Origin of the sequence: Nitratireductor sp. ZSWI3, assembly GCF_024655565.1 — a bacterium.
Classification (GTDB): Bacteria; Pseudomonadota; Alphaproteobacteria; order Rhizobiales; family Rhizobiaceae; genus Nitratireductor.
This window is the reverse complement of sequence record NZ_JANKOF010000046.1, coordinates 1-23536: the sequence shown is the minus strand read 5'-3', so window position 1 is coordinate 23536 and position 23536 is coordinate 1. Positions and strand designations below refer to the sequence as shown.

The following is a 23536-nucleotide window of genomic DNA, read 5'->3' as shown; positions in this document are numbered from 1 at the left end:
AAATGGCTCGCTGAAAAAATGGATGCCGCCCGATGCGGCGAAGAAAAACGCTGAACGGGCTCTCCTTGAAATACAGAGAGCCCGGAGCCGGACTTACTCGACGCCGTAGATGCGGGCGATGTCGTCGAGCATCAGATTTGCGGCGAGCACGCCGCCGGCAGTGTTCCAGATCGTGTCGTCGACCGCGTGCACCTTGCCGGCCTTCATTGCGCCAAGGGTCGCCCAAAGCGGGTCGCCGAGCACCTCTTCGGCAAGCTTTGTCGCCTCGCCGTCGCCGGGCTCGTAGGTGAAGTAGAACAGGCGGTCGCCGTCCATGTCGGGAATGCTCTCCTTGCCGACCTTGAGGACGAAATCGTCCACATCCTGGTTGGCGGGGCGGGCAAACCCGATCTTGTCGAAGATGAAACCGGAAAAGCTGTCTTTCTGATAGATGCGGATGTGCCCGGGCATGAACCGGATGATCGAGACCTTCTCCTTCTTCGCCTCGCCCAGCGCATCCGCCAGCTTCGCGGCGTGGGCATCGAAATCGGCCAGCACCTTGCGGCCGTCCTCTTCCCTGTTGACGGCTTTCGCCCACAGCTTGAAGTTCTCCCGCCAGTCGCCGCGCAGCCGCTCGGAGATGACGGTCGGCGCGATGGCGGAAAGCTGCTCGTAGATCGCCTCGTGGCGCAGCTTCGTGCCGAGGATCAGGTCGGGCTGCAGCGCCGCGATCAGTTCGAGATTGACCGCGCTTTCCTTGCCCACCGGCTCCACCCCGTCCATTTGCGCGGCAATGTGCGGGTACCATGGATCGCCGGTCCACGAATTCGCCGCTCCCACGGGCTTGAGGCCGAGCGACAGAAGCGCCTCCGTGCCCTCGTTTGTCAGCACGACCACCCGTTGCGGTACATCGGGAACGGTTGTCTTGCCCATGGCATGTTCGATCTCGGCCGCCTTCACGCCGAGCGCCATCACCGATATGAGGGTTGCAAGAACGAAGGATAGGACACGCATCTCGATCTCCTGTGTTGCCGGGTCGCCCGAAATCGGCCGACCAATCGAAAAGCTGTCGCCGGTTGTCAAGTTGAAGTTGACATCAAGGGTCAACTTCTGGAAAGCACGGGACCGGAAAAGAGAGCACGATGCCGCGTTTGTCCTTGAGTTTCGGTCTTTTAGCCCTGATCGCGCTGCTGGCGGCCGCCAGCCTGCATCTCGGCGTCCGCTTCACGCCGACGGGCGATGTGTGGCGCGCGCTGACCGAGGGGGGCGACGACCAGACGGCCTTGATCGTCGCGACGCTGCGTGTGCCGCGCACGCTGATCGCCTTGACGGTCGGCGGCGCATTGGGCCTGTCGGGTCTTCTCCTGCAGACGGCGACGCGCAATCCGCTGGCCGAGCCGGGCCTGCTCGGCATCAATGCCGGGGCCGGCTTCGCCGTCGTCCTGCTGGTCGTGTTCGCCGGCGTCCAGTCGCTGTCGGTGATCGCACTGGCCGCTTGTATTGGGGCGCTCTTATGCGCGGCGCTGGTCTTCGGCCTTGCCCTTTCGGCGGGCGGCATGGCGTCGCCCTCGCATCTGCTTCTGGCCGGCGTCACCATCGCCGCGCTCCTGTCTTCCGGCATCCAGATCGTCATCGTCGCCGACGAGCGCACCATGGAGGAACTGCTGTTCTGGTTGTCCGGTGGTTTCGCCGATCGCGACATGCGGCTTCTGCTGCTCGCCGCCCCGGCAAGCCTTTTGATCGCGCTGGCCGTCTGGCGCATGGCGCCGATGCTCGACGCGCTCCTTGCGGACGACCTCACGGCGCAGTCCCTCGGCGTTCCCGTGTTGAAGGTGCGGTTTGTCGTGCTGGTGGCGGCGGCGCTGCTTGCCGGCATCAGCGTCTCCGTTGCCGGCCCCGTGGCCTTCATCGGCCTCGCCGCGCCCCATCTGGCGCGGCTCGGCGGTGCGCAGGCCCATGGCGCGCTGGTTCCGCTGTCGATTCTGACGGGCAGCGCGCTTGCCCTGGCGGCCGACATCGCTGCCCGCTTCGTCATCCATCCCTCCGAAGCGCCGGTTGGCGTGCTGCTCGCCGCAGTCGGGGTGCCGACCCTGCTCTATCTGCTGCAGCGCAAGCGCCTGGGGGCCGCCGCATGACGGCCGCGTCCGTGACGGGCACACCGCCCCGCCTGTCGCGGGCCGGCAGGCTCGTGCTTCTGGTGCTCCTCCTCGTCGCCCTGGCGCTGCTCGGCATAGGGCTTGGCAGCTCGCGCATGTCGCTCGATCGGGTCCTGCTGGCGCTTGCCGGCGAGGGCGCGCGCAGCGACGGCATCATCGTCTGGTCTCTGCGCATGCCGCGCTTGCTGATGGCTGTTCTGTGCGGTGGTGCGCTGGCGCTGGCCGGCTTCATCCTGCAGCGCGCCACCCGCAACGTTCTCGCCGCGCCCTCGGTGCTGGGCATCGTCGACGGTGGCGCCCTCGGCGTAATGATCTTCCTGTTCCTGTTCAGCAATGAATCGAACGCGCTCACCGTCAGCATTCTGTGGCAGCCGCTGGCGGCTGCCTCCGGCGCTTTGCTCTTTGCCGCTGCCGTGGTTCTGCTGGCGGTCCGCACGGGCGCCCCGCCGCTGCGCATCATTCTCTACGGCGTGGCGCTCGGCGCGCTCGCCAAGGCCGGTGTCACGCTGTTCATGATCGACGGGCCGGTGCATCGGGCGAGCCAGGCGGCGACCTGGCTGGCCGGCTCGGTGCATGAGGCGCGCTGGAGCGACGTGTCGACGCTGGCCGCCGCCCTTGCCGTTCTGGTGCCGCTGGCCTTTCTCGTGATGCGCCGCATGGACCAGCTGCAGCTCGACGAGCAGAGCGCCGCCGCCACCGGCCTGCCGGTGCGGGCGACGCAGCTCGTGCTGTTCGCGCTCGCCACCTGTCTGACGGCGGCGGCCGTTTCCTTCGCCGGCGCCGTCGGCTTCGTCGGTCTGGTGGCGCCGCATGCCGCGCGGCTCGTCATCGGCGGCCGTGCCTTGCCGCAGGCCGTCGGAGCGCTTCTTCTGGGAAGCGCCATGCTGGTGGCGGCCGATCTTGCCGTGCGGATCGCCTTTGCGCCGCTGGAGGTGCCGGCCGGCGCGGTCACGGCGGTCATCGGCGCACCATACTTCCTGTTCATTCTGCTCCGCGCGGGACGTGTCCATGCTTGAAGACGATCGAACGAAACGCCCCGAGATCGAGCTGCGAGACGTCGCGCTGGGCTACGCGAACAGGCTCGTTTTCGAGGCGCTCGATCTTTCCGTGCGCACGGGCCGGCTGACGGCCCTGTGCGGGCCCAATGGCTGCGGCAAATCGACGGCGTTGCGGGCCATGCGTGCGCTTTTGCCCGCGCAGGCCGGCAACGTCCTCCTGAAGGGCCGGTCGGTGGCGGAGTTTTCCGCCAAGGCGCTGGCGCGCGAGATCGCGATGCTGACGCAGAACCCCGCCGCTCCCGACGAGATGACGGTGCATCATCTGGTGTCGCTGGGGCGCTATGCGCACCGCACGGGCTTTTCGTCGGATGCGCGCGCCGACCGGGCGGCCGTTGCCGCCGCGCTCGACAGCACAAACCTTTCGGACCTCGGCGACCGCGCCATCGGCACCCTGTCGGGCGGCCAGCTGCAGCGGGTCTGGATCGCCATGGTCCTGGCCCAGGCCGCTCCCGTCGTCCTGCTCGACGAGCCGACCAATCACCTCGACATCGCGCATGCCCTGGAGGTCCTGTCGCTCGTTCGCCGCCTCGGTGCGCAGGAAGGCAAGACCGTGATCGTGGTGCTGCACGATCTCAACCTGGCGGCCCGCTTTGCCGACGACATCGTCTTCTTTCAGGGCGGGAAGGTCGCCGGGTGCGGGCCGGTGGAGGAGGTGTTCCGCCGGGAACTGATCGAGGAAGTGTTCGGCATCGAATGCCTGGTGCGGCGCGAGGAGGCGGCCGATCGGCCCTATTGCATTCCGCTCGCAGCCTGTCCTGGCCGGCGCGAACGATTGGTCGAGCCTTGAGGCGCCAAGGAACCCACCATCAAGTGGTTCGCGTGGTTAGCCAAATCTTACGCCGCGCCTTAACCGGATTTGCCGCCCAAAAGCTGCGAACCCCGCATCTCTGCGGGTTTCGATGCTTAATGAATTCAAGCATTTACTGAAAATTTGAACTTTGTTTTCCTCCAATTAAGCACAAGATTTAACGGCGATTTCAGGCCCGCCCGCCATTCTCCGAACCATCGAAGAGCAGCCCGGATACAGGGACACAAAAGCTCTCGGGAGAAAAACAGGGATACTGGATTATGGCACGTTACGAGGTTCAGGAGACAGGCGGCACAGCCGGGGCGTCCACCCAGGCCGACGTGCTGCTGCAACTGGGAATGATGTATGCGACCGGCCGCGATTGCGACATCGATCTGGTGACCGCGCACAAATGGCTCAACATCGCCGCCATCAAGGGCTCGGAGCGCGCCGCCGAATTGCGCGCCGAGTTGGCCGGCAGCATGTCGAAGGCCGATCTGGCCAAGGCGCTGCGCGATGCCCGCGAATGGATGACGATGCAGTGATCTGCGGGACGGAGCGGCCCCGCGCGCCAGGGCGCGGCAGCCTCACTCCATCTCTTCGAAACGCACCAGCATCGCCCCGTCGTTGACCTGGGCGCCTTCCGTGGCGATCTCGGCGATCACGCCGTCATGCGGCGCGGTGATCGTGTGCTCCATCTTCATCGCTTCGAGCACGAGGAGCGGCTGCCCCTTCTTGACGGCGTCCTTCGCCGCGGCGCGCACGAGCTTGACCAGACCCGGCATCGGTGCGCTGAGCCGGTCGCCGCCCACCATGTCGCCGGCCAGTTCCAGGGGATCGGGCACCTGGAAGGTGAGGCCGTCGGCCCCTTCGAACACGGTCACATGTCCCGGCCAGCATGCGACGCGCGCGGCCTCGTCGCGCCTGACGATGATCGGCGCCGTGGCCTCGTCCTCGCCGAGCCGGATCGCCAGGCCGCCCTCCGGCGCGGCGGTCACGAAGGCGGTGAGTTTCTCGTTGCCGCGTTGCAGTTCGCGCCGGTGCGCGAGGCTTCCGAAATGCCCGTAGCCGGCGATGGCGGAGAACGGATCAGGCTCGGGCGGCGCCAGATGCACGCCGCTCGTTGCTGCGATCGCCGCGGCCAGATGACGGGGCGCCGGCTGCGCAGGCGCCGTCAAGGCGCCCTGCTTGCGGGCGATCAGGCCCGTCTCGAGATGCCCCGCCGCAAAATCGTCATCGCGCACCAGGCGCGCCAGGAAGCCGAGATTGACGGTCGATCCCGCCACCTCGGTGCTCTCCAGCGCCGCCGCCAGGCCGCTCAGCGCCTCGCCGCGCGTCGCCGCGTGCACGATCACCTTGGCGACCATCGGGTCGTAATAAGGGGAGACGGCATCACCCTCGGCCACGCCCGCATCGACACGCAGGCGCGCCCCGTCCACATGTTCGGGGAATCTGAGATGGTGCAGCGTGCCGGTCGCCGGCAGGAAATCGCGCGTGGCGTCCTCGGCATAGAGCCGGGCTTCCACCGCATGGCCGGACAGGGTGATCTCGTCCTGTGACAGGGGCAGGGGCTCGCCGGCCGCCACCCGCAATTGCCACTCCACCAGGTCGACGCCGGTGATCATCTCCGTTACCGGATGCTCCACCTGCAGCCGCGTGTTCATCTCCATGAACCAGAAACGGTCGGGTCGCAGCCCTTCCGAGGCGTCGACGATGAATTCGATCGTGCCGGCCCCGCTGTAGGAGATGGCCTTTGCTGCCTTCACCGCCGCTTCGGTCATGGCCTCCCGCGTGGCTGCGTCCATGCCGGGGGCGGGGGCCTCCTCGATCACCTTCTGGTGCCGCCGCTGCGCCGAGCAGTCCCGCTCGAACAGGTGTACCGCATTGCCGTGGTTGTCGCCGAACACCTGCACCTCGATGTGGCGGGGCGTTTCGATGTATTTTTCAACGAGGACGCGCTCGTCGCCGAAAGCGGCCTTGGCCTCGCGCTGCGCGGCCGCCAGCGCGTCCGGAAAGGCGTCCGGGTGCGCCACCAGGCGCATGCCCTTGCCGCCGCCGCCGGCCCGCGCCTTGATCAGCACGGGATAGCCGATCTCGTTGGCCTTGGCGGCCAGCGCCACCAGCGCCTGGGTGTCCCCGTGATAGCCCGGCACGACTGGGACGCCGGCCCGTTCCATCAGCCGTTTTGCGGCGTCCTTCAGCCCCATCGCCCGGATCGCCTTGGAGGACGGGCCGATGAAGACCAGACCGGAAGCTTCCACCTTCTCGACGAAATCGGGGTTCTCGGACAGGAACCCGTAGCCCGGATGGATGGCCTCGGCTCCGGTTTCGCGAGCCGCCGCGATGATCCGCTGGCCCAGCAGATAGCTTTCGCCCACTGGTGCCGCGCCGATGCGCACCGCCTGATCCGCCATCCGCACGTGCTGCGCATTCCGGTCGGCGTCCGAATAGACGGCGACGGTCGCGATCCCCATTCGGCGGGCCGTCCGCATCACGCGGATGGCGATTTCACCGCGATTGGCGATCAGGATTTTTCGGAACATGCGCAATCTCCTCCAGGACCGTGTGCCAGTGGCAGTCATATAACCGGTTTTGCGCCGCAATGTCAGGCGTCGATAAGGGCCGCGTGGCTCGCACCGCGTTTTGGAACGAAGGTCGGCTTCGCGCGCTTGGAGGGTTTCCCGTTTTCGGGTCGCTTTGAAATTTATATAGAAAAAACAAATTGTTATGTGTCCTCTGTTTCGGTGTTACCGTAACGATACCCCTCCGAGACTGCTTGCCTCTCCGGCTTCCGCTTATCTGTTGTAGCCGCATCACCGACCGGACGAATGATCCCGGGCGGCCGGTTTTTCTTGAGTGCGCGTGCCCACGGCGTTGAGCGAACTGCGCCCGCAGACTGCGGGGCACAGCAACAGGCGGTGCACGAATGACAGAGCAATGCCCCCGATTTTCGGTTCGACCGGTGGACGCACCGCTTGGTTGCGGGTTCCCCCGATGGTCCGGCGGGGCCTGTTCCGCGCCTTTGCCCGAGCGCACCGCCATGACGAGTCATTGAGCTTCGCTTGCCAACCCAACGCGCCAGAACGTTGCGGAAAATCGGATGGACCGTGGAGGCGAGATGACGGGCCCATCCGTCGAAACCGCCAGCAAAAAACATATTGGATACGTCACGATGAAACGTTCACAAACTAGCCTTCTTGTTGCGACAAGCGCGCTGACCATGGTGCTCGCCAGCCATACGGGCGTCGGCCTCGCAGCCGATCTTAGAGGCGGACTGGAGCCGATCCCGGAGCCTCCGATGGTGATTCCCCAGCCTCCACGGTTGCGCGACGTGATCTTCGGCGGCGAGCCGGTTTTCAAGGCGGGGGATGAAGAGCCCGTCTACAAAGGAGACGAACTCGCGCCGCTTCTCGAAATGGATGGCATGTGCGCAGGCACCGAATGTCCCGCCCTCGTGCGCGGCAAGATGCTGGACAACAGCACTGTCGGTCGTCTGCGCATTGGCGAGAACACCGAACTCGCCCCGCTCGGAGACGTCCCATCGTTCCCGTTCGTCATCTCCGTTGACGGACAGGTCGTCGACGAAAGCGGTGTCGTTCTCAACGAGGGTGTCTTTGGCGTCGATCCCACCTCGCGCCCCGTCGACAAGCAACGCAAGACGGATGTCGATCTGAGCGCCGTCGATATCCAGGTCAAGTTCGACGGTCTGGATCAGGAACCGCTCCTCAACGTTTCCACCGTGCCGATGCGGCGTTCGTATCAGCCGGGCGAGCCCGTGCGGTTCTACGCCACCTCCAACTATCCGGCGTTCATCAGCCGGGCTGAAATCCGCATCTACGACGACATCGCGGCGGCGGGGAAAAGGCCCCTGGCCATCGTGCCGATCAGGGTCAATTCCGAAGCGAACTGGGTGGCGCCGGCCCGGCGCGACGGGCAATACAGCTACGTTCTGAGGGTCTATGACGAGCGCGGCCGGTTCGACGAAACCGTGCCCCTGGCGATCGCCACCACACGCGGCGAGATCACGCGGGATTCGGGAGATGCCGTGGCTCCCGGGCGCGCCGAAGACCGGACGGCCTTCCGCAACATCCCCGTCTATGGCGGCGCGGTCACCGTCTACGGCCGTAACGTGCCGGAGGGATACGAGATCGTCGCCTTCGACGAGCTGGTGCCGCTGGATCCCAACGGCGCCTTCGTGACGCAGCGCATCCTGCCGCCGGGCGAGCATGCGGTGGAGATCGCGGTGGACGGCGCTTCGAAGGGCGGCGGGCTCTATTTCAGCCGCGACATCAACATCCCGACCAACGACTGGTTCTATGTCGCACTGGCCGATTTCACCGTCGGCAAGCGCACGGGGGACGCAGGCATAGAGGAGGTGCGCGCCGGAGAATATGACAGCGTCTGGAACACCGGACGGCTTGCCTTCTACCTGCGCGGCAAGATCAAGGGCAGGTTCCTGCTGACGGCGGCGGCCGACACCGGCGAGGACGAAATCAAGCGCCTCTTCAAGAATCTGGACGGGCGCGACCCGAAGGCGCTGCTGCGGCGGATCGACCCCGACAAATACTACCCCGTCTACGGCGACGATTCGAAATCGGTGGAGGACGCGCCGACCGACGGCAAGTTCTATGTCCGCCTCGAACGTGGAGACAGCCACGTGATGTGGGGCAACTACAAGACCAAGATCTCCGGGACGCGCTTTCTGCAGATGGATCGCGGGCTCTACGGCGGTGATATGGTGCTTCGCTCGCCCGGCAACACCTCGTTCGGCGAGCCCCGCTTCCAGGCAACCGCGTTCGGCGCGCAGCCGGAGACGCTGCCGCAACGGGACCAGTTTCTCGGAACGGGAGGCTCGGCCTATTTCCTGAAGCGGCAGAAGGTGATCGAGGGATCCGAGACGCTGCATGTCGAGTATCGCGATCGGCTGACGGGCCGGGTCATCGAGCGGCGGGCGCTGGTCTATGGCGAGGATTATTCCATCGACTATCTCCAGGGGGTGGTCATCCTCGACAAGCCGCTCTCCCAGGCGACGATAGACCCGGGGCCGGTGCGCGACGGCGCGCTCGGCGGCTACGCGGCCTACATCGTGGCCCAGTACGAATACAAGGCGCGCGCGGATGAGGTGGACGACTATGCGTTCGGCGGGCGGGCCGAGGCCTGGTTGAAGGACAGGGTGCGCATCGGCATCACCGGCATGTCGGACCAGACCGGCGTGGCGGACCACAGGGCCTATGGTGCCGACATCCGGCTGCGCCGCTCCGAAACGACCTTTCTCGATGCCGAGTTCGCCAAGACCAAGGGCCCGGGCTTCGGCCTGTCGAGCTCGACGGATGGCGGCCTGACCATAGCCGACACGCAGACTGCGGGCCGCGCCGGCAAGACCGCGCTCGCCTGGGCCTTGCGCGGCGAAGTGGATCTGAAGGACTTCAGCCGCCTCGGCATCCCCGGCAAGATTGGCGGTTACTACGAAAGCAAGGACGCCGGCTTCTCCACGGTTACGGACCAGATCAGCGTCGCCGAGCGCATCTGGGGCGCTCACGCCGATGTTCCGCTGACCAGCAACATTGATCTCGGCCTGTCCCACGACGGATACAGGAACGAGGGGGGAACCCGCCGAAACGAGACCGAGGTCACGGTGAGCTGGGAGTATGACGCCTATTGGAAGGCATCCTTCGGCGTCGCCTATTCAAAGCTCCACTCGCCATCCTCCATCGCCTCCGGCAAGTCCGGATATGACGGCACGCGCCTCGACGCCGGCGTGCGGGTCGATTATCGCGAGGATGAGAACACCCTCTATTACGGCTTTGCCCAGGCAACGGTCGACAAGAAGGGCAGCGTCAAGGAGAATGATCGCTACGGCGTCGGCGCCGAGATCCGCCTGACCGAGAAGATCGGTGCCCAGGGTGAGGTGTCCTGGGGACCGGCCGGCCTCGGCGGTCTTGCCAGCGTCAGCTACGACCCGACGGCCGAGGACCATTACTATCTCGGCTATCGCCTCGACCCCGACCGGGCGAGCAACGGCACCTACGGCTACGACCTCGTCGGCGTCGACCGCGGCGCCATCGTCGCCGGCGTCAAGAAGCGCATCAGCGATGCCACCTCGGCCTATTCGGAGACGAATTACGATCTCTTCGGTCGTCGTGTGGCACTCGCGCAGACCTACGGCGTGATCTACACGCCGGACCCCTTGTGGACGGTCGATGCGGGCTTCGAGGCCGGTGACGTGGAGGACCGGCGCATCAACGCCGCGACCGGCAAGGAGTATTCCGATTTCGAGCGCTACGCCGGATCGCTCAGCGTCGGCTTCAAGGAGGACGAACTCGGCCTCAGCACCCGCGTGCGCGGCGAGGCGCGGTTCGAACGTTCGGACGACGGCAGCCGCAACAGGAACACCTACCTGATGAGCGCCGGCGTGGCGTGGAAGCACGACGAGAGTGGCCGCATACTGGGCAATGTGGATGCAGTCATCTCGGATGCGGATGCCGGCGCCTATTATGATGGCGATTACATCGAGGCTTCCCTCGGCTATGCCTACAGGCCGGTCGACAACGATCTGCTCAACGCCCTTTTCCGCTACACCTACCTCTACGACCTGCCCGGCAACGACCAGATCAGCAGCTTGTCGCGGGGAACGAACGGGCCGCTGCAGCGCAGCCACATCATGTCCGCGGACCTGACCTACGACCTCCTGCCGTGGCTGTCACTGGGCGGCAAATATGCCATGCGCATGGGCGAGATCCGCCAGCGGACCGCCGGTGGCGCCTTCGGGGCCTGGGAGGAATCCACCGCCCATCTCGGCATCGTGCGCACGGACCTGCACATCGTGAAGAACTGGGATGCGCTGCTGGAGGGCAGGGCGTTCTACCTGCCGGACATCAAGTCGACGGATTACGGTCTGCTGACCGCCGTCTACCGGCATGTCGGCAACAACTTCAAGATCGGCGCCGGGTATAATTTCGGGCGTTTCTCCGACGATTTGCGCGACCTGACGCTGGACGATCGCGGCCCCTTCCTGAACGTGGTCGGCAAATTCTGACATGGCGGGCCGGCATCCCTGGGGAAGGATGCCGGCCGTTCCGCCTGTCTCTTGCGGATCGGCGTTTCCTTGAGGTTTCCCATACCGGGCATTTGTGTTTTCAATAGTGCCCACACTGTTTGAGGAGATCCGGCATGACCTTTACACGGCGTGACAGCTTGCAGCTTGGTCTTTCCGGTCTGGCTGGTATCGGTGCAGCGACATTGATGCCGTTTGCCGGACGGGCCGAGGACAAGGCGGGAGACCGCTACGAGACGGACAACGGCGAGATCGTCATCCATCCCGTTGCCCACGCCTCGTTCGTGATGACCGTTCCAGGCCAGGTGATCTACGTCGATCCTGTCGGCGGGGCGGCGGCCTTCGAAGGGCATCCGGCCCCCGACCTGATCCTGATCACGCATGAGCACGGCGATCATTACGATGCGGATACGCTTGCCGCGCTTGCCGGCGAGGCGACCCGGCTGATCGTAAACCCCGCCGTCTTCGACATGCTGCCCGACGACCTCAAGGCGAAGGCCGCGGCGATCGGCAATGGCGAGAGCACCACCGTCGGCGCGCTGGGGATCGAGGCCGTTCCAGCCTACAACACCACCGAGGATCGGCTGCAATATCATCCCAAGGGGCGCGACAACGGCTATGTCCTGTCGGTCGACGGACGGCGCGTCTACATTGCGGGCGATACGGAAGACATTCCCGAAATGCGCGCCTTGAAGGACATCCACATCGCCTTCGTGCCGATGAACCTGCCCTACACGATGGACATCGACCAGGCGAGTTCCGCCGTCGCCGAGTTCGCACCGACCTTCGTCTATCCCTATCACTATCGGGGCCAGGATCCGCAAGCCTTTGCCGCCAAGGTGGCCGAGGCCGGCGCACAAACGCAGGTGGTGCAGGGCCCCTGGTACGCTTGAACGATGCCCCTTATCCTTCCTTTCTCCCGGGCAGGGGGAGAGGCGGCTTGCGAAGCAAGATGGAGTGGGGGTGATCGGCGCCGTGTTGCCCCGAGTTCGGAGTCTCGACCGCCGATTGCCAGGGGTCGGGGTTTCTTCTATCGATCGGTCGCGTTCAGGATGACGGGGCGGCGGATGAAGGTTTTGGCGATCACTGCACTGGTGCTTTGCGCCATGGCAAGCGGGGCGGCAGGGGGCGACTGGAAGGCGATCGAGAAGGTCGAGACCTACGCCGTGTCCGGCAGCACCGGCATCGATCTTTATCGCTCAATCGGCGAGCACGGGCCGAAGGTCGGGTCCGGCCGGGCCATCGCCTACACGGATTTCAAGCTGACCTGGCAGCGCGACTACCGGCCACGGGCCGGCGGCTGCACGCTCGTTTCGGCAAAGCCGAAGCTGATCATCATCTACCGGTTGCCGAAGCCGCAAGGGGCGCTGCCGCCGGCCACGCAGCGGCTGTGGGACCGCTTCATCGCCGGCGTGAGCGCCCATGAAAAGGTGCATGGCGAGGTCATCACCGACATGGTGAAGAAGATCGAAGCGGTCTCGATCGGCCTTTCGGCCGACGACGATCCGGACTGCCGGAAGGTGCGCCGCAAGCTGCAGGCGGAACTGCCGGCCATCGTCGAGGAGCAGCGCCGCAGAAGCCGCGACTTCGACCGCGAGGAGATGAGCGAAGGCGGCAACGTGCACAGGCTGGTGCTGGCGCTGGTCAACGGTGGGTGAGGGCGGCAAACGGATGAACGGCAACGATGTGTAGTGATTGACGACATATGTAGCTTTAAGCTACATATGGACATGAGGCAGGTTGTTTACAGAAGCGCTGCGGCGAAAGCGCTTAGGCGGATGCTGACCAACACCGCAAGGCGGATCATGGGCAAGATTGAAGCCTATGCCGCCAATCCGGCCTCTCAGGCCAACAATGTAAAAGCCCTGAGGGGACGTGACGGCATAAGGCTGCGCGTTGGCGATTGGCGGGTCATCATGCATGATGGCGAGGTTCTGGACGTGCTGCATATCGGGCCACGCGGCGGCGTTTACGATTGATGGAGACCGGCATGGGCGAGATGGTGACGATCACCCGCGAGGAGTATTTGAAGCTGCTTGAGGCGGCAGAGGATCTGGCCGACATCGAAGCCTATGATCGGGCGAGGCGCGATCCAGGCGCGGCCATTCCGGCGGACAGCGTTCGGCGCATGGTCGACGGAGAAAGCCCGTTGCGGGTGTTTCGCGACCTGCGGGGGCTGACGCAGGTGCAGCTTGCCGAACGCGCGAGTGTGAACAGGGTGCAGATCGCCGATATCGAGGCGGGCCGCAAGACGGGGTCGGTGCAGACGCTACGGAAGCTGGCCAAGGCGCTTGGCGTGGCTATTGATGATTTGGTTTGAAGCCTTCTGCCAACGCGCCCTCACATCCTGAACACGCCGAACTTCGTCTCGCCGATCGGCGCGTTGAGCGCCGCGCCCAGCGATAGCGCCAGCGCCTCGCGGGTCTTTGCCGGGTCGATGATGCCGTCGTCCCACAGCCTTGCCGAAGAGTAGAGCGGGTGGCCCTCGCGCTCGTATTTTTCCAGGATCGGGCGGCGGAATTCGGCTTCCTCTTCTGCGCTCCAGGAGCCGCCGCGCCGCTCGATGCCTTCACGCTTGACGATGGACAGGACGGTCGCCGCCTGCTCGCCGCCCATGACGGAGATGCGCGCGTTCGGCCACATCCAAAGGAAGCGGGGCGAATAGGCGCGGCCGCACATGCCGTAATTGCCGGCGCCGAAGGAGCCGCCGATGATCGCCGTGATCTTGGGGACCTGCGCCGTGGCGACGGCGGTCACCAGCTTGGCGCCGTCGCGGGCGATGCCGCCGGCCTCGTATTTGCGGCCGACCATGAAGCCGGTGATGTTCTGCAGGAAGACCAGCGGAATCTTGCGCTGGCAGCACAGCTCGATGAAATGGGCGCCCTTGAGCGCGCTTTCCGAAAACAGCACGCCATTGTTGGCGATGATGCCGACCGGAATGCCGTAGAGATGGGCGAAGCCCGTCACCAGCGTGGTGCCGTAATTGGCCTTGAACTCGTCGAAGTCGGAGCCGTCGACGATGCGCGCGATGACCTCGCGCACGTCGTAGGGCTGGCGCGTGTCGGAAGGGATGATGCCGTAGATCTCGGCCGGATCGTAGGCGGGCGGAACGGGTTTGCGCAGGTCGAGCGACACCGCCTTCCGTCGATTGAGATTCCTGACGATGCGGCGGACGATGGCGAGCGCATGGTCGTCATTCTGCGCATAATGGTCGGCGACGCCGGATTCGCGCGTGTGCACCTCGGCGCCGCCGAGTTCTTCCGCCGTCACCACCTCGCCGGTGGCGGCCTTCACCAGCGGCGGGCCGCCGAGAAAGATGGTGGCCTGGCCCTTGACCATGATGGTCTCGTCGCTCATCGCCGGCACATAGGCGCCGCCCGCCGTGCACGAGCCCATGACGCAGGCGATCTGCGGGATGCCCCGGGCCGACATGTTGGCCTGGTTGTAGAAGATGCGGCCGAAGTGCTCGCGGTCGGGAAAGACCTCGTCCTGGTTGGGCAGGTTGGCGCCGCCCGAATCGACCAGATAGACGCAAGGCAGGTTGTTCTCCAGCGCGATCTCCTGGGCGCGCAGATGCTTCTTCACCGTCAGCGGGTAATAGGTGCCGCCCTTGACGGTGGCGTCGTTGACCACGACGACGCATTCGCGCCCCTCGATGCGGCCGACGCCGGCGATCATGCCGGCCGAGGCGATGTCGCCGCCATACATGCCGTGGGCCGCGAACTGGCCGATCTCCAGGAAGGGCGCGCCGACATCGAGGAGCTGCGCCAGCCGCTCGCGCGGCAGCAGCTTGCCGCGCTTGACGTGCCGCTCGCGCGCCTCGTCCGGCCCGCCGCGGGCGATGTGGGCGGCCTTGTCGGCCATCTCCGCGACGAGATCCCGCATGCGCGCATCATTGGCCTTGAAGGTTTCGGAGCTGGCGTTGAGCTGCGATTGGATGACGGTCATGGGTCTCTCAGCGGATGAGTTCGATTTTACAGCCGAGGTCGAGCTCGGCCCAGGTACGGTCGGCGGTCAGCGCGGTTGCGTTCTCGCGGATCGCCAGGGCAAGGCAGGCGCGGTCTGCGAAGGAAAGGCCTTGCCGCTTCGTGTCTGGGCGGAGCCTGGCGGCGGCGAGGGCCATGTCCCAGTCGAAAGGAACCAGGTCGATCTGCCGGTATATGATCAGGGATCGTACGGTTTCGAACGGAAATCCCTTCTCGACGCTTCGCATGATGGCCTCGCTGGCGTTGACGGTCGACATCAACATCCCGACCATGCGATCGGCCACGAAATCGGCACCGCGCTCGTCACGAATGACGGCAAGCAAAGCCGAGGCATCAAGGACAAATCGGGTCACGTGCGATGCGTCCCCTTTCGTTCCGTCTCCGCAGCCTCGCGCTCGAGGCGATCATACCGCTCGTCTTCCCGGCGCGCTTCCTCGCGACGCTCCGCAATGAGTTCTTCGACCACATCGACGCCGGGATTCCGTTTCCGCCATTCCCGAGCGACCGCCTGCACGCGCTTGAGCGCAACGTCCGGAGACACGATGCGGAATTCTCCTTCGACGACTTCAGCCGTGACCGTATCGCCAGGTTTCACCATCATGGCGGCACGCATCTCTGCCGGAACGACGATGCGGCCGGCGCTGTCGATCTTCAAGCGTGTGTGAGGGACAGACCGCAACGCATCCACACGGCTCTCGAAAGTCTGCGGTTCCTCGGCGAAACCTCTTGACCTGGGCATGCTCGTCTCCTGGTTGCCATTAAACAAAATACCATTTTTTTGCATAATGGCAAATAACGCCGCTTACGTCACTGGAGGATGGCTACGCCATTTTAAGCATTCTCCCCCATCATCTCGCGGCCGATCAGCCAGCGGCGGATCTCGCTCGTGCCGGCGCCGATCTCGTAGAGCTTTGCATCGCGCAGCAGGCGCCCGGTCGGGAACTCGTTGACATAGCCGTTGCCGCCGAGGAGCTGGATCGCGTCGAGCGCCACCTGCGTGGCCTTCTCGGCCGCATAGAGGATGCAGCCGGCGGCGTCCTTGCGCGTCGTCTCGCCGCGGTCGCAGGCTGCCGCCACGGCATAGACATAGGCGCGGCAGGCATTCATCGTCGTGTACATGTCGGCAAGCTTGCCCTGGACCAGCTGGAAGGCGCCGACCGGCTGGCCGAACTGCCGGCGCTCGCCGACATAGGGCAGTGCCACGTCGAGGCAGGCGGCCATGATGCCGATGGGGCCGGCGGCCAGCACCACGCGCTCGTAGTCGAGGCCCGACATCAGCACGTTGACACCCTTGCCCTCCTCGCCGAGCACGTTGTCGAAGGGCACCTCCACGTCCTCGAACACCAGTTCGCCCGTGTTGGAGCCGCGCATGCCGAGCTTGTCGAGCTTCTGCGCCACGGAAAAGCCTTTCATCGCGCTCTCGATGATGAAAGCGGTGATGCCGCGCGGGCCGGCGTCGGGCTCCGTCCTGGCATAGACCACCAGCGTGCCGGCATCCGGCCCGTTGGTGATCCACATCTTGGCGCCGTTGAGCACGTAGCGGTCGTTGCGCTTTTCGGCGCGCAGCTTCATCGACACCACGTCGGATCCCGCTCCGGTCTCCGACATGGCGAGCGCGCCGACCGTTTCGCCCGAGCACAGCGCCGGCAGGTATTTTTCCTTCTGCGCCGTGCTGCCCCAGCGGCGGATCTGGTTGACGCACAGGTTCGAATGGGCGCCGTAGGAGAGGCCGACCGAGGCGGAGGCTCGGCTGATCTCCTCCATCGCCACCACATGCGCCAGATAGCCGAGACCCGACCCGCCATGCTCGGGATCGACCGTCATGCCGAGCAGGCCGAGCGCCCCCATCTCCCGCCACAGATGGGCCGGAAACGTGTTGCTCGCGTCGATCTCGGCGGCGAGCGGGGCGATCTTCTCCTGCGCGAAGCGGTGCGTCATGGCGCGCAGCGCCTCGATGTCCTCGCCGAGGCCGAAATTCATCGATCCGGAATACATGGGTCTCCTCCCGTTCTATCGCCCTGGCCGCCGGCGTGCGGCCCGCGGAGCGCCTGGCGGTCCACGGTGTCTGCGCAGCCGACGAGGCGCATGGTCATGGTGTGATAGGTAGCGGCCACCTCGTCTTCGGAAAGGCGCTGTTCGGGACGGAACCAGACGATGACGCCGGTGATCATCTGGATGATCGCCATGGCCGTCAGCGCCACGTCCTCCACCTGGAAGTCGCCGCGCGAAGTGCCGGCCTGCAGGATGGCGCGCAGCGCGCCTTCATATTCGGCGCGCATCCGCAGGATGTGGCCGAGCCGCTCGTCCGACAGGCTGCGCAGTTCGAGGTTGCTGACATGGGTGGCATGGCGGCGCGCCAGGTGGAAGCGGATGTGGTTTTCCACGAAGGCGGCGAGTTGGCCCGCCGGGCTCGCTTGAGCGGAGCCTTCGGCGGGCCGGGCTTCCCCCCAGGAAGCGATGAGGCCGTCCATATGGGCGTGCATCAGCGAAAAGAGGAGTTCTTCCTTGGTCGGGAAGTAGCGGTAGAGGGCGGCCGGCTGCACGCCGACCTCGGCGGCGAGCTGCCGCATGGACATGGCCTCGAAGCCGAGCCGCGCAATGAGCCCCACCGCCGCCTCGCGGATCGCCGCCTGCGTCTTCTCCCCGTCCGAACCCGTGGTGCGCGCCATGAAAGCCTCCCTGATGGGAATTAATAAAACGAACGTTCAATTAATTCAAGGGATGAGGAGAGCGGCTTGATGGGGCGGAAGCGGGGACGGAAAGGAGATGGTGAGGTGGAGGAGGGCGTGAGGGACGAGGAGAAGACGAGAAGGGAAAGACGCGATCCTCGGACAGGCTTGCGGTGCGGGCGCTCCGTTCTGCCCGGCAGCTGGATAGGAGAAGCGAGCGTCGAAAGGCTGACGCTCGCATCCGGAGTCGGCTGTGCAATTCGCGATCCGGGACCTTTCTGGATGCCGCCGATCTGTCCTTTTGGCTTTATTCCAAATTTGGCACTAGAGGTCTCTTCAACTCGGTCGGGATGATCTGGAAATAGACCTTGTAGGTTGCGCCACCTTCGTTGAAGAGGGGCTCGTTATTTGCCTTCGGCCAATTGATCTGGAGCTGTGAGTTGGGCGGACGGGCTCCCTCTTTAAAGGACTTATCCAATCGCGGATATCGTATTTCCCCCTCATCTGTTTCAATCTCCTCCGAAGTCCAGTCCTGAAACACTTCCGCAGGTATGATGAAGTCGTGCTCGCCGATAAGATTGTCGCCGAACAAATCGGCGAGAGCATCCGAAGCCCATCCCAAAAAGGCCTTGAAGGGCTTGAAGCCACCGATATCGAAATCGATGAAATCTTGAGCAGCTCCCGAGAAGCCCCCCAACGGCTGCCCTGCCAGCGCCGACGACGCCTGCCGGGCCCCCGCTTCCAGGACCTCGTGAATTTTGTTCTTCAGCTCCTCCGGCTTGCCGTATTCGTGGTCCATGAGGACGACATGTATCCTCAGTCCAGATCCTGGAAATGCAAGTGCATTTTTCGACGGAAGTGCGCGTGACTGGAGGATTGTCTGATCCTTCTTCACATTTTCAATGACCTCCGATCTCCAGGTATCAACCAGGCTGTCTTCGCCGAGACCATTGGGATTGATGTTGTATATTGAAATTATCGCGTAGACTTCATCTCTGGTTGGATCCTCCGTTCCGAAGCAATGCACGCCTTGCAGGAGTATTTCCGCACCGAGCCTTTTGGTCGCCCGCAGAACGAAGAATGTGTCCGGGTCATCGCCGGGATCCGACCTGTCAGCGGTGATGTCCCCGAGCTGGAAGTGCTGGATAAATCCGCCGCCCGGCCTGGCAATCAGCTCCCCGACCGGAGCGCCCAGTTCACCGAAAACCCCGCCGGTGCGGCGGTGGTAGTCCTCAACAGCCTCCGCGGCGTGGTTTTTCAGATATGCCGCATGGGCTTCACGCAACGACGAGACAGCGAATTTGTCCTGCAACAGCTTCAGCGATGGAGGCAATTGGACTTTCTTGGTCAACTCGTTAAGGGAGATCATCACGGTTTCCTCGCATCGTTCCGGCGCTATCGCCTGCAGTTCATTGGAGGGCGACCAGGATGGGGATGAGACCCTTGCCTTGGCCAAGCGGTTGCAACGCCTTGCCGATGATCGCCCCAAGCGCTTGTTCCCGCTTTTCAACTTTCATAGCGTGGCCGGCGGTCGGTGCGGTTGTCAGCAGATCGCCTACCTGGATCGCCGCGACATCGGCGTCGACTTTGCAGTAGACCTTTCCGGCAAGAGCAAGAGGCAGGCTGTTCCCGCCGCGTCTGCCGCTATCGAGCAACAGTCCTGGTTTGTATTCGCCGGCGCCGGAGATCACGCCTGCGGCCCTTCCGTCATATGCCTCCGCGCAAGGGTGGAGGCGCCCGTCCTCTCCGAACACCATGACGGTGCCCGGGTCGATTGCTTCCGACGCTGTTACCTCGAAATTCTCTGCGCAATCCGCCCCGGCCGCACAACAGTCTGCGCAGTCGATCTTGCCGCTGATATGGACGTTGCCTTCGAAGAAGCCGGCGAATGCGGACTTGCTTTCGCCATAGACACCATGGCCCTTTTCGCTGATGCCCGAGACTCCGACGCGATCGGATTTCTTCTCATGAGCCCAGCCCAGGACAATTGCGCCAAAAGGGGATCTCTGAATCGCTTCGATCACCGATTTGTGCTGCTTCATCGCTTCCTGGACGTCGGTTTTTGTGATGTCTTTGAACGTCAGTTTCTTTCCCAAAGCTTGACTAACGGTTTTGATAAAACTCGGATTCCATTTCATGATGGCTCCGACATCTGTATTTCCCAGTGCCTCAGGCATGACCATGTCCTCTTGATTTTTTGAGATTGATAAAGAGAATTTGACGTCGAATGCACTTGATGATGGATATTTGCTTCAGATTGCCTATTCAAAAATACTTTGAGCATCTTTCGCTTGCGTGTCATCATATGAATATATGATGCCGATGGTGCTGTTGGCGCCGGCTCGACCACAGATCAGTGACGCGATTGGCAATCGTGCTTCGCAAATCGGTGTAAGCCGGGAGGGAGCGATGGCGATCTCTGTCGAGAAGTATTCGGAACTGGTTCTGCGCATCTACGAAACAGCGCTCGATGCCTCCTGCTGGGAGCCGACGCTGGAGCAGCTTGCAGAGGAATTCGGCGCTCGAATGGGAGCACTGTTGGTTGCCGAGCCGGGATCGAGCGAGATCAAGACCAAATCGGTGGGCATGGATCCAGCCGCCATCAGCAGCTACAATGACTATTATGGACGATTGGACCCGGTTGCGGCCGCGATCCAGGAGGCTCCGGCAGGCATGGTCATTGCCGCCCAGGAAGTCTTTACGCGCCCGGAACACCTGCAGGCGGAGTTCCAGGCTGATTGGGCGATACCCAATCATATCAGCGACGGTATCTTTGCGCGCCTCACGCGAGATCGCGGCGGCGCCGCTTGGGTATGTTTTGCCGCACCGCGTCGACCGGCGGCTTTCGCAACTCCGGAGCGGCTTCGCTTGATGCGATTCCTTGTGCCGCATCTGCAGCGAACCGTTCGGGTACAAGCGCAGCTAACACAGCTCGGCGAAGCTCGCGACAGGATACTCGAAGCGCTTGAACACGTGCCGCATGGTGTTGTCTTGATGGCGCGCGATGGCCGCGTCCTGTTCGCCAGCTCTGCCGCGATCGGGATATTCGATCGACGCGACGGAATCTTATTTCGCGCACAACAGGTTCAACCTCAGTCGGCCAGGGAAAACGCCATCCTGCAGCGCCTGCTGGGTCTGGCAAGCGGAGGAAGTGGCGGTGTTCGCTCAGGTGGTTGTCTGACGATCAGCCGCCCGTCGGGCCGGCAGCCATTGGTGCTCCATGTCCTGCCCCTGGGCGAAAAGCAGAACGGTTCGGCGGACGCGAACGCAAGCGTGCTGTTGCTGATCATCGATCCCGAACGCCAACCCGATCCGCGACCATCCGTGCTCCGGCAGCTTTACGGCCTTACCGCAGCGGAAACGGCTGTTGCCGCGCGCATCACCCGTGGCGACGGCCTGCAATCCGTTGCCGACGAATTGGCCGTGTCCTTGTCCACGGCGCGCACGCAATTGCAGAAAGTGTTCGAGAAGACGGGTACCCACCGGCAAGCAGAGCTGGTCCGGCTTCTGCTGAACATTGAAGGCGGCCCGCGTTAGTTCGCAGGGCTTTGCCCATCCGTGTCCGTTCGCGCCCTTTCCAAAAACTCGCTAGTCCCGCCGCTGCCGGACGACCATGGGTGCATCTGGCGCTTCAAATGGAGGTTGATCATGCGCCATCACTGTCCCATCTGTTGCGATCCGTGCGGAACATCTGGAAAAGCGGCGCCGCATGCGAATGGCGAATGACAAACGGTGCGGCCTGTGGTCATGCTGGCGGGCAGACATCCCTTTCCGAGACCATCGAATGAGTGCGTTTTCGCTGCTCCTCCTGTCCGTTTCGACGGCCACTTTCGTGGGCGCCGCCAGCGCCGCCAAGACATGGGTGCTCCTGCAGCCCAACTGGCGCTGGCTGGCCCTGACCCTGATCCTCTACACGCTCGGCAACCTGATCATGCTGCGGCTGATCCGCGACGTCGGCATGGCGGTGGCGATCAGCCTGTCGGCCATCATCCAACTCATCGCCATCAACATGGTGGCGTTGGTGGTGTTCGGCGAGAAGGTTTCGGCGGCGCAGGGCGCCGGGCTGGCGCTGGCGATCGTCGCCGTGGCGCTGATCACGCTGTTTCCCTCGCACTGACGAGGCGGGCGGCGGAACCGCCCGGACGGGACAGAAGCGCGTCTGCCGATGCGCTGATGCCAGGGTGGGAAACCGGGAAAACCATCCCTGTACTCCTTGCCGTCGTGCCCGGTTGACACGGGCGGCTCCGCCTTGAGGGGAAACACCGCCCGGCCGCCGATGTTCCCTCACAGCGCCGCGATCAGCGCCTGCGTGGTCGTGACGGTGCAGAACTCGAAGCCGAGGGTGGCGACATGGGCGGCCTGAACCGTCTCGGCAGGCACGGTGCCACCCTTGCCGTCGGGCAGGTCGAAGCAGTCGCAGGCATCGGCCACCAGCACCATCGGCCAGCCCATATTGGCGCCGGTGCGGATCGTGGTCGACACGCACATGTCGGTGGAGATGCCGCACACCACGACCTTTTTCGCGCGGAGACGGCGCAGGCGCAGGTCGAGATCGGTGCCGATGAAGGCGGAATTGACGCTCTTTGCGACGATCTGCTCGCCGGCGAGCGGCTCGAAGCCGGGGCGCAGCGCGTTTCCCGGCTCGCCCGGCCGCAGTGTCGAGCCGGGCTCCACCGAATCGTGCCGCACATGAACGATGGGCCGCCCGGCCGCCCGCCAGGCGGCGAGCAGCGCCCGGCCGTTGCGGTCGAGGTCGGCGTTCCAGCGGCGCGGCCAGGGCGCCCGGTCGAAAGCCTGCTGATAATCCACCGGCAGGAGGACGGCGTCGTCGAGTTGCATCGGGCTTGCCTCCGCTGGCCGGGTCAGGGGGTGACGGGGTTGCGCGCGTCGGCCAGGATACGCCCGCCGATGGCGACGAAGCAGACGCCCGCCGCCCGCTCGATCCAGTGCTGCGCATTGCGGAAGCGGCGGATCACCGGCGCCGACGACATGAACAGGCTGACGATCGTGTACCAGAGAAGCGACGTGGCGAAGACCAGGCCGACCATCAGCGCCATCAGCCACAACGGCGTGCTGTCGGTGACGGCCGTGGCGAAGACGCTGGTGAAGAGCACGATCGCCTTCGGATTGGTCGAGGTGACGAGGAAGCCGAACAAGAGCGGGTTGCCGTGCTGCGGCCGGTCCGCCGCCTCGAGTGACACCGGGGCGGGACGCGCGAGGACGAGCCTGAGGCCGAGATAGATCAGATAGCAGCCGCCGGCGACGCGCACGGCCACGGCGAGCCACTGGTACTCCATCAGCACCGCCGACAGGCCGGCCATGCTGAGCGTCGCATAGAGGCCGAGGCAGGTGGAGACGCCGAGCGTCGTCATGAGGCCGGCCGCCGTGCCGCGCGTCATGGATGAGCGCACCACGGCGATGAAATCCGGGCCGGGCAGCATCAGGGCCGGGATGAAAATGGCGAAGACGCTGGCGAGGACGACTGCGGATCCCATGGCTTCCTCTTTCGTTGACGCGGGAACAGGCGGCCATGGTAGCGCGGCTGCACCGGGCGGCAAGGGCCATCGGCGCTGCGGGCGCGGATTCTCTTGGACCAGTCGCCCGGCTGATGGGTGCATCCGTGCGTGTCAGGCCTTGTCCGCCATGCGGTCGGCAAGGAGGAGAAGGGCGCCGGTGGCGAGCCCGGCGCCGAGCACGAGGAAGGCTGCGGCGCCGCCGGCCTGCCCGAGGGCCGGCGAGGCAAGCGACAGGAGCGCGAGCAGGGCAAGGTTGTTGGCGCTTTCCGACACCGACAGAACGAACCCGCCCTCGGCGCCGGCGCGGGCGGCGAGCAGCGCCGTGCTCGCC

At 64.6% G+C, this 23536-nt stretch carries 22 protein-coding genes and 1 pseudogene; 11 read left to right on the top strand and 12 right to left on the bottom strand.

Annotated elements, in window-relative coordinates:
• Window positions 1-93: 93 nt before the first annotated feature.
• A complete protein-coding gene (locus tag NUU27_RS14765; protein ID WP_257762887.1) occupies window positions 94-993 on the bottom strand; it encodes an ABC transporter substrate-binding protein in 900 nt (299 codons plus the stop codon).
• Window positions 994-1121: 128 nt separating this feature from the next.
• Here NUU27_RS14765 and NUU27_RS14760 point away from each other — a divergent pair, with 128 nt between their 5' ends.
• From NUU27_RS14760 to NUU27_RS14745, 4 genes are all read left to right on the top strand, one after another.
• Complete coding sequence (locus NUU27_RS14760) at window positions 1122-2114, top strand: iron ABC transporter permease (protein ID WP_257762886.1); 993 nt, start codon at window positions 1122-1124, stop codon at window positions 2112-2114.
• The gene (locus NUU27_RS14755) at window positions 2111-3151 is read left to right on the top strand and encodes an iron ABC transporter permease (protein ID WP_257762885.1); all 1041 of its coding nucleotides are present in this window, start codon (window positions 2111-2113) and stop codon (window positions 3149-3151) included. Before NUU27_RS14760 ends, NUU27_RS14755 begins: the two co-directional genes overlap by 4 nt.
• Window positions 3144-3980 (top strand): ABC transporter ATP-binding protein, encoded by an 837-nt coding sequence (locus NUU27_RS14750; RefSeq protein WP_257762884.1) that lies wholly within the window; start codon window positions 3144-3146, stop codon window positions 3978-3980. The genes NUU27_RS14755 and NUU27_RS14750 overlap by 8 nt, the downstream gene beginning before the upstream one ends.
• Before the next feature lie 281 nt (window positions 3981-4261).
• Window positions 4262-4525 carry a sel1 repeat family protein gene (locus NUU27_RS14745; RefSeq protein ID WP_257762883.1) on the top strand — a complete coding sequence of 88 codons (264 nt, stop codon included), beginning with the start codon at window positions 4262-4264 and terminating at the stop codon, window positions 4523-4525.
• Between the two features lie 42 nt (window positions 4526-4567).
• Here the strand turns inward: NUU27_RS14745 and NUU27_RS14740 are convergent, their stop codons facing one another.
• The gene (locus NUU27_RS14740) at window positions 4568-6523 is read right to left on the bottom strand and encodes an acetyl/propionyl/methylcrotonyl-CoA carboxylase subunit alpha (protein ID WP_257762882.1); all 1956 of its coding nucleotides are present in this window, start codon (window positions 6521-6523) and stop codon (window positions 4568-4570) included.
• Between the two features lie 629 nt (window positions 6524-7152).
• Here NUU27_RS14740 and NUU27_RS14735 point away from each other — a divergent pair.
• The 5 genes from NUU27_RS14735 to NUU27_RS14715 all read left to right on the top strand — a co-directional run bounded on the left by NUU27_RS14735 (window position 7153) and on the right by NUU27_RS14715 (window position 13354).
• Window positions 7153-11016 carry a TonB-dependent receptor gene (locus NUU27_RS14735; RefSeq protein ID WP_257762881.1) on the top strand — a complete coding sequence of 1288 codons (3864 nt, stop codon included), beginning with the start codon at window positions 7153-7155 and terminating at the stop codon, window positions 11014-11016.
• Window positions 11017-11150: 134 nt separating this feature from the next.
• Window positions 11151-11927, top strand: coding sequence for an MBL fold metallo-hydrolase (locus NUU27_RS14730; RefSeq protein ID WP_257762880.1), 777 nt, complete (start codon window positions 11151-11153; stop codon window positions 11925-11927).
• Between the two features lie 213 nt (window positions 11928-12140).
• Window positions 12141-12692 (top strand): DUF922 domain-containing Zn-dependent protease, encoded by a 552-nt coding sequence (locus tag NUU27_RS14725; RefSeq protein ID WP_374566980.1) that lies wholly within the window; start codon window positions 12141-12143, stop codon window positions 12690-12692.
• A gap of 66 nt (window positions 12693-12758) precedes the next feature.
• Window positions 12759-13013 (top strand): type II toxin-antitoxin system RelE/ParE family toxin, encoded by a 255-nt coding sequence (locus tag NUU27_RS14720; RefSeq protein WP_308219970.1) that lies wholly within the window; start codon window positions 12759-12761, stop codon window positions 13011-13013.
• 11 nt (window positions 13014-13024) lie between these two features.
• The gene (locus NUU27_RS14715; RefSeq protein WP_257762878.1) at window positions 13025-13354 is read left to right on the top strand and encodes a helix-turn-helix transcriptional regulator; all 330 of its coding nucleotides are present in this window, start codon (window positions 13025-13027) and stop codon (window positions 13352-13354) included.
• A 20-nt stretch (window positions 13355-13374) separates the two neighbouring features.
• On the opposite strand, the gene NUU27_RS14710 is transcribed toward NUU27_RS14715, so the two are convergent.
• From NUU27_RS14710 to NUU27_RS14680, 7 genes are all read right to left on the bottom strand, one after another.
• Window positions 13375-14982 (bottom strand): carboxyl transferase domain-containing protein, encoded by a 1608-nt coding sequence (locus NUU27_RS14710; protein ID WP_257762877.1) that lies wholly within the window; start codon window positions 14980-14982, stop codon window positions 13375-13377.
• Window positions 14983-14989: 7 nt separating this feature from the next.
• A complete protein-coding gene (locus NUU27_RS14705; protein WP_257762876.1) occupies window positions 14990-15373 on the bottom strand; it encodes a type II toxin-antitoxin system VapC family toxin in 384 nt (127 codons plus the stop codon).
• A complete protein-coding gene (locus NUU27_RS14700; protein WP_257762875.1) occupies window positions 15370-15804 on the bottom strand; it encodes an AbrB/MazE/SpoVT family DNA-binding domain-containing protein in 435 nt (144 codons plus the stop codon). The genes NUU27_RS14705 and NUU27_RS14700 overlap by 4 nt, the downstream gene beginning before the upstream one ends.
• A gap of 47 nt (window positions 15805-15851) precedes the next feature.
• Entirely contained in the window at window positions 15852-17015 is a 1164-nt protein-coding gene (locus NUU27_RS14695) for an isovaleryl-CoA dehydrogenase (RefSeq protein ID WP_257762874.1), read from the bottom strand.
• Window positions 16997-17689 carry a TetR/AcrR family transcriptional regulator gene (locus tag NUU27_RS14690; RefSeq protein WP_257762873.1) on the bottom strand — a complete coding sequence of 231 codons (693 nt, stop codon included), beginning with the start codon at window positions 17687-17689 and terminating at the stop codon, window positions 16997-16999. Before NUU27_RS14690 ends, NUU27_RS14695 begins: the two co-directional genes overlap by 19 nt.
• A 307-nt stretch (window positions 17690-17996) precedes the next feature.
• Entirely contained in the window at window positions 17997-19058 is a 1062-nt protein-coding gene (locus NUU27_RS14685; protein WP_257762872.1) for a hypothetical protein, read from the bottom strand.
• Window positions 19059-19098: 40 nt separating this feature from the next.
• Entirely contained in the window at window positions 19099-19866 is a 768-nt protein-coding gene (locus NUU27_RS14680) for a hypothetical protein (protein WP_257762871.1), read from the bottom strand.
• 232 nt (window positions 19867-20098) lie between these two features.
• Here NUU27_RS14680 and NUU27_RS14675 point away from each other — a divergent pair, with 232 nt between their 5' ends.
• The gene (locus NUU27_RS14675) at window positions 20099-21226 is read left to right on the top strand and encodes a hypothetical protein (protein WP_257762869.1); all 1128 of its coding nucleotides are present in this window, start codon (window positions 20099-20101) and stop codon (window positions 21224-21226) included.
• Window positions 21227-21473: 247 nt separating this feature from the next.
• Complete coding sequence (locus NUU27_RS14670) at window positions 21474-21806, top strand: hypothetical protein (protein ID WP_257762868.1); 333 nt, start codon at window positions 21474-21476, stop codon at window positions 21804-21806.
• A 167-nt stretch (window positions 21807-21973) separates the two neighbouring features.
• On the opposite strand, the gene NUU27_RS14665 is transcribed toward NUU27_RS14670, so the two are convergent.
• The 3 genes and pseudogenes from NUU27_RS14665 to NUU27_RS14655 all read right to left on the bottom strand — a co-directional run.
• Window positions 21974-22528, bottom strand: coding sequence for an isochorismatase family protein (locus NUU27_RS14665; protein ID WP_257762867.1), 555 nt, complete (start codon window positions 22526-22528; stop codon window positions 21974-21976).
• Between the two features lie 23 nt (window positions 22529-22551).
• A complete protein-coding gene (locus NUU27_RS14660; RefSeq protein WP_257762866.1) occupies window positions 22552-23184 on the bottom strand; it encodes a LysE family translocator in 633 nt (210 codons plus the stop codon).
• 132 nt (window positions 23185-23316) lie between these two features.
• A pseudogene (locus tag NUU27_RS14655) lies at window positions 23317-23536 on the bottom strand (MFS transporter); the annotation flags it as partial.

Bases quoted from the DNA above. Each gene is read 5' to 3' on its own strand.
- NUU27_RS14765 (WP_257762887.1), bottom strand. From the start codon at position 993: ATGCGTGTCCTATCCTTCGTTCTTGCAACCCTCATATCGGTGATGGCG.
- NUU27_RS14760 (WP_257762886.1), top strand. From the start codon at position 1,122: ATGCCGCGTTTGTCCTTGAGTTTCGGTCTTTTAGCCCTGATCGCGCTG.
- NUU27_RS14755 (WP_257762885.1), top strand. From the start codon at position 2,111: ATGACGGCCGCGTCCGTGACGGGCACACCGCCCCGCCTGTCGCGGGCC.
- NUU27_RS14750 (WP_257762884.1), top strand. From the start codon at position 3,144: ATGCTTGAAGACGATCGAACGAAACGCCCCGAGATCGAGCTGCGAGAC.
- NUU27_RS14745 (WP_257762883.1), top strand. From the start codon at position 4,262: ATGGCACGTTACGAGGTTCAGGAGACAGGCGGCACAGCCGGGGCGTCC.
- NUU27_RS14740 (WP_257762882.1), bottom strand. From the start codon at position 6,523: ATGTTCCGAAAAATCCTGATCGCCAATCGCGGTGAAATCGCCATCCGC.
- NUU27_RS14735 (WP_257762881.1), top strand. From the start codon at position 7,153: ATGAAACGTTCACAAACTAGCCTTCTTGTTGCGACAAGCGCGCTGACC.
- NUU27_RS14730 (WP_257762880.1), top strand. From the start codon at position 11,151: ATGACCTTTACACGGCGTGACAGCTTGCAGCTTGGTCTTTCCGGTCTG.
- NUU27_RS14725 (WP_374566980.1), top strand. From the start codon at position 12,141: ATGGCAAGCGGGGCGGCAGGGGGCGACTGGAAGGCGATCGAGAAGGTC.
- NUU27_RS14720 (WP_308219970.1), top strand. From the start codon at position 12,759: ATGGACATGAGGCAGGTTGTTTACAGAAGCGCTGCGGCGAAAGCGCTT.
- NUU27_RS14715 (WP_257762878.1), top strand. From the start codon at position 13,025: ATGGGCGAGATGGTGACGATCACCCGCGAGGAGTATTTGAAGCTGCTT.
- NUU27_RS14710 (WP_257762877.1), bottom strand. From the start codon at position 14,982: ATGACCGTCATCCAATCGCAGCTCAACGCCAGCTCCGAAACCTTCAAG.
- NUU27_RS14700 (WP_257762875.1), bottom strand. From the start codon at position 15,804: ATGCAAAAAAATGGTATTTTGTTTAATGGCAACCAGGAGACGAGCATG.
- NUU27_RS14695 (WP_257762874.1), bottom strand. From the start codon at position 17,015: ATGTATTCCGGATCGATGAATTTCGGCCTCGGCGAGGACATCGAGGCG.
- NUU27_RS14690 (WP_257762873.1), bottom strand. From the start codon at position 17,689: ATGGCGCGCACCACGGGTTCGGACGGGGAGAAGACGCAGGCGGCGATC.
- NUU27_RS14685 (WP_257762872.1), bottom strand. From the start codon at position 19,058: ATGATCTCCCTTAACGAGTTGACCAAGAAAGTCCAATTGCCTCCATCG.
- NUU27_RS14680 (WP_257762871.1), bottom strand. From the start codon at position 19,866: ATGCCTGAGGCACTGGGAAATACAGATGTCGGAGCCATCATGAAATGG.
- NUU27_RS14675 (WP_257762869.1), top strand. From the start codon at position 20,099: ATGGCGATCTCTGTCGAGAAGTATTCGGAACTGGTTCTGCGCATCTAC.
- NUU27_RS14670 (WP_257762868.1), top strand. From the start codon at position 21,474: ATGAGTGCGTTTTCGCTGCTCCTCCTGTCCGTTTCGACGGCCACTTTC.
- NUU27_RS14665 (WP_257762867.1), bottom strand. From the start codon at position 22,528: ATGCAACTCGACGACGCCGTCCTCCTGCCGGTGGATTATCAGCAGGCT.
- NUU27_RS14660 (WP_257762866.1), bottom strand. From the start codon at position 23,184: ATGGGATCCGCAGTCGTCCTCGCCAGCGTCTTCGCCATTTTCATCCCG.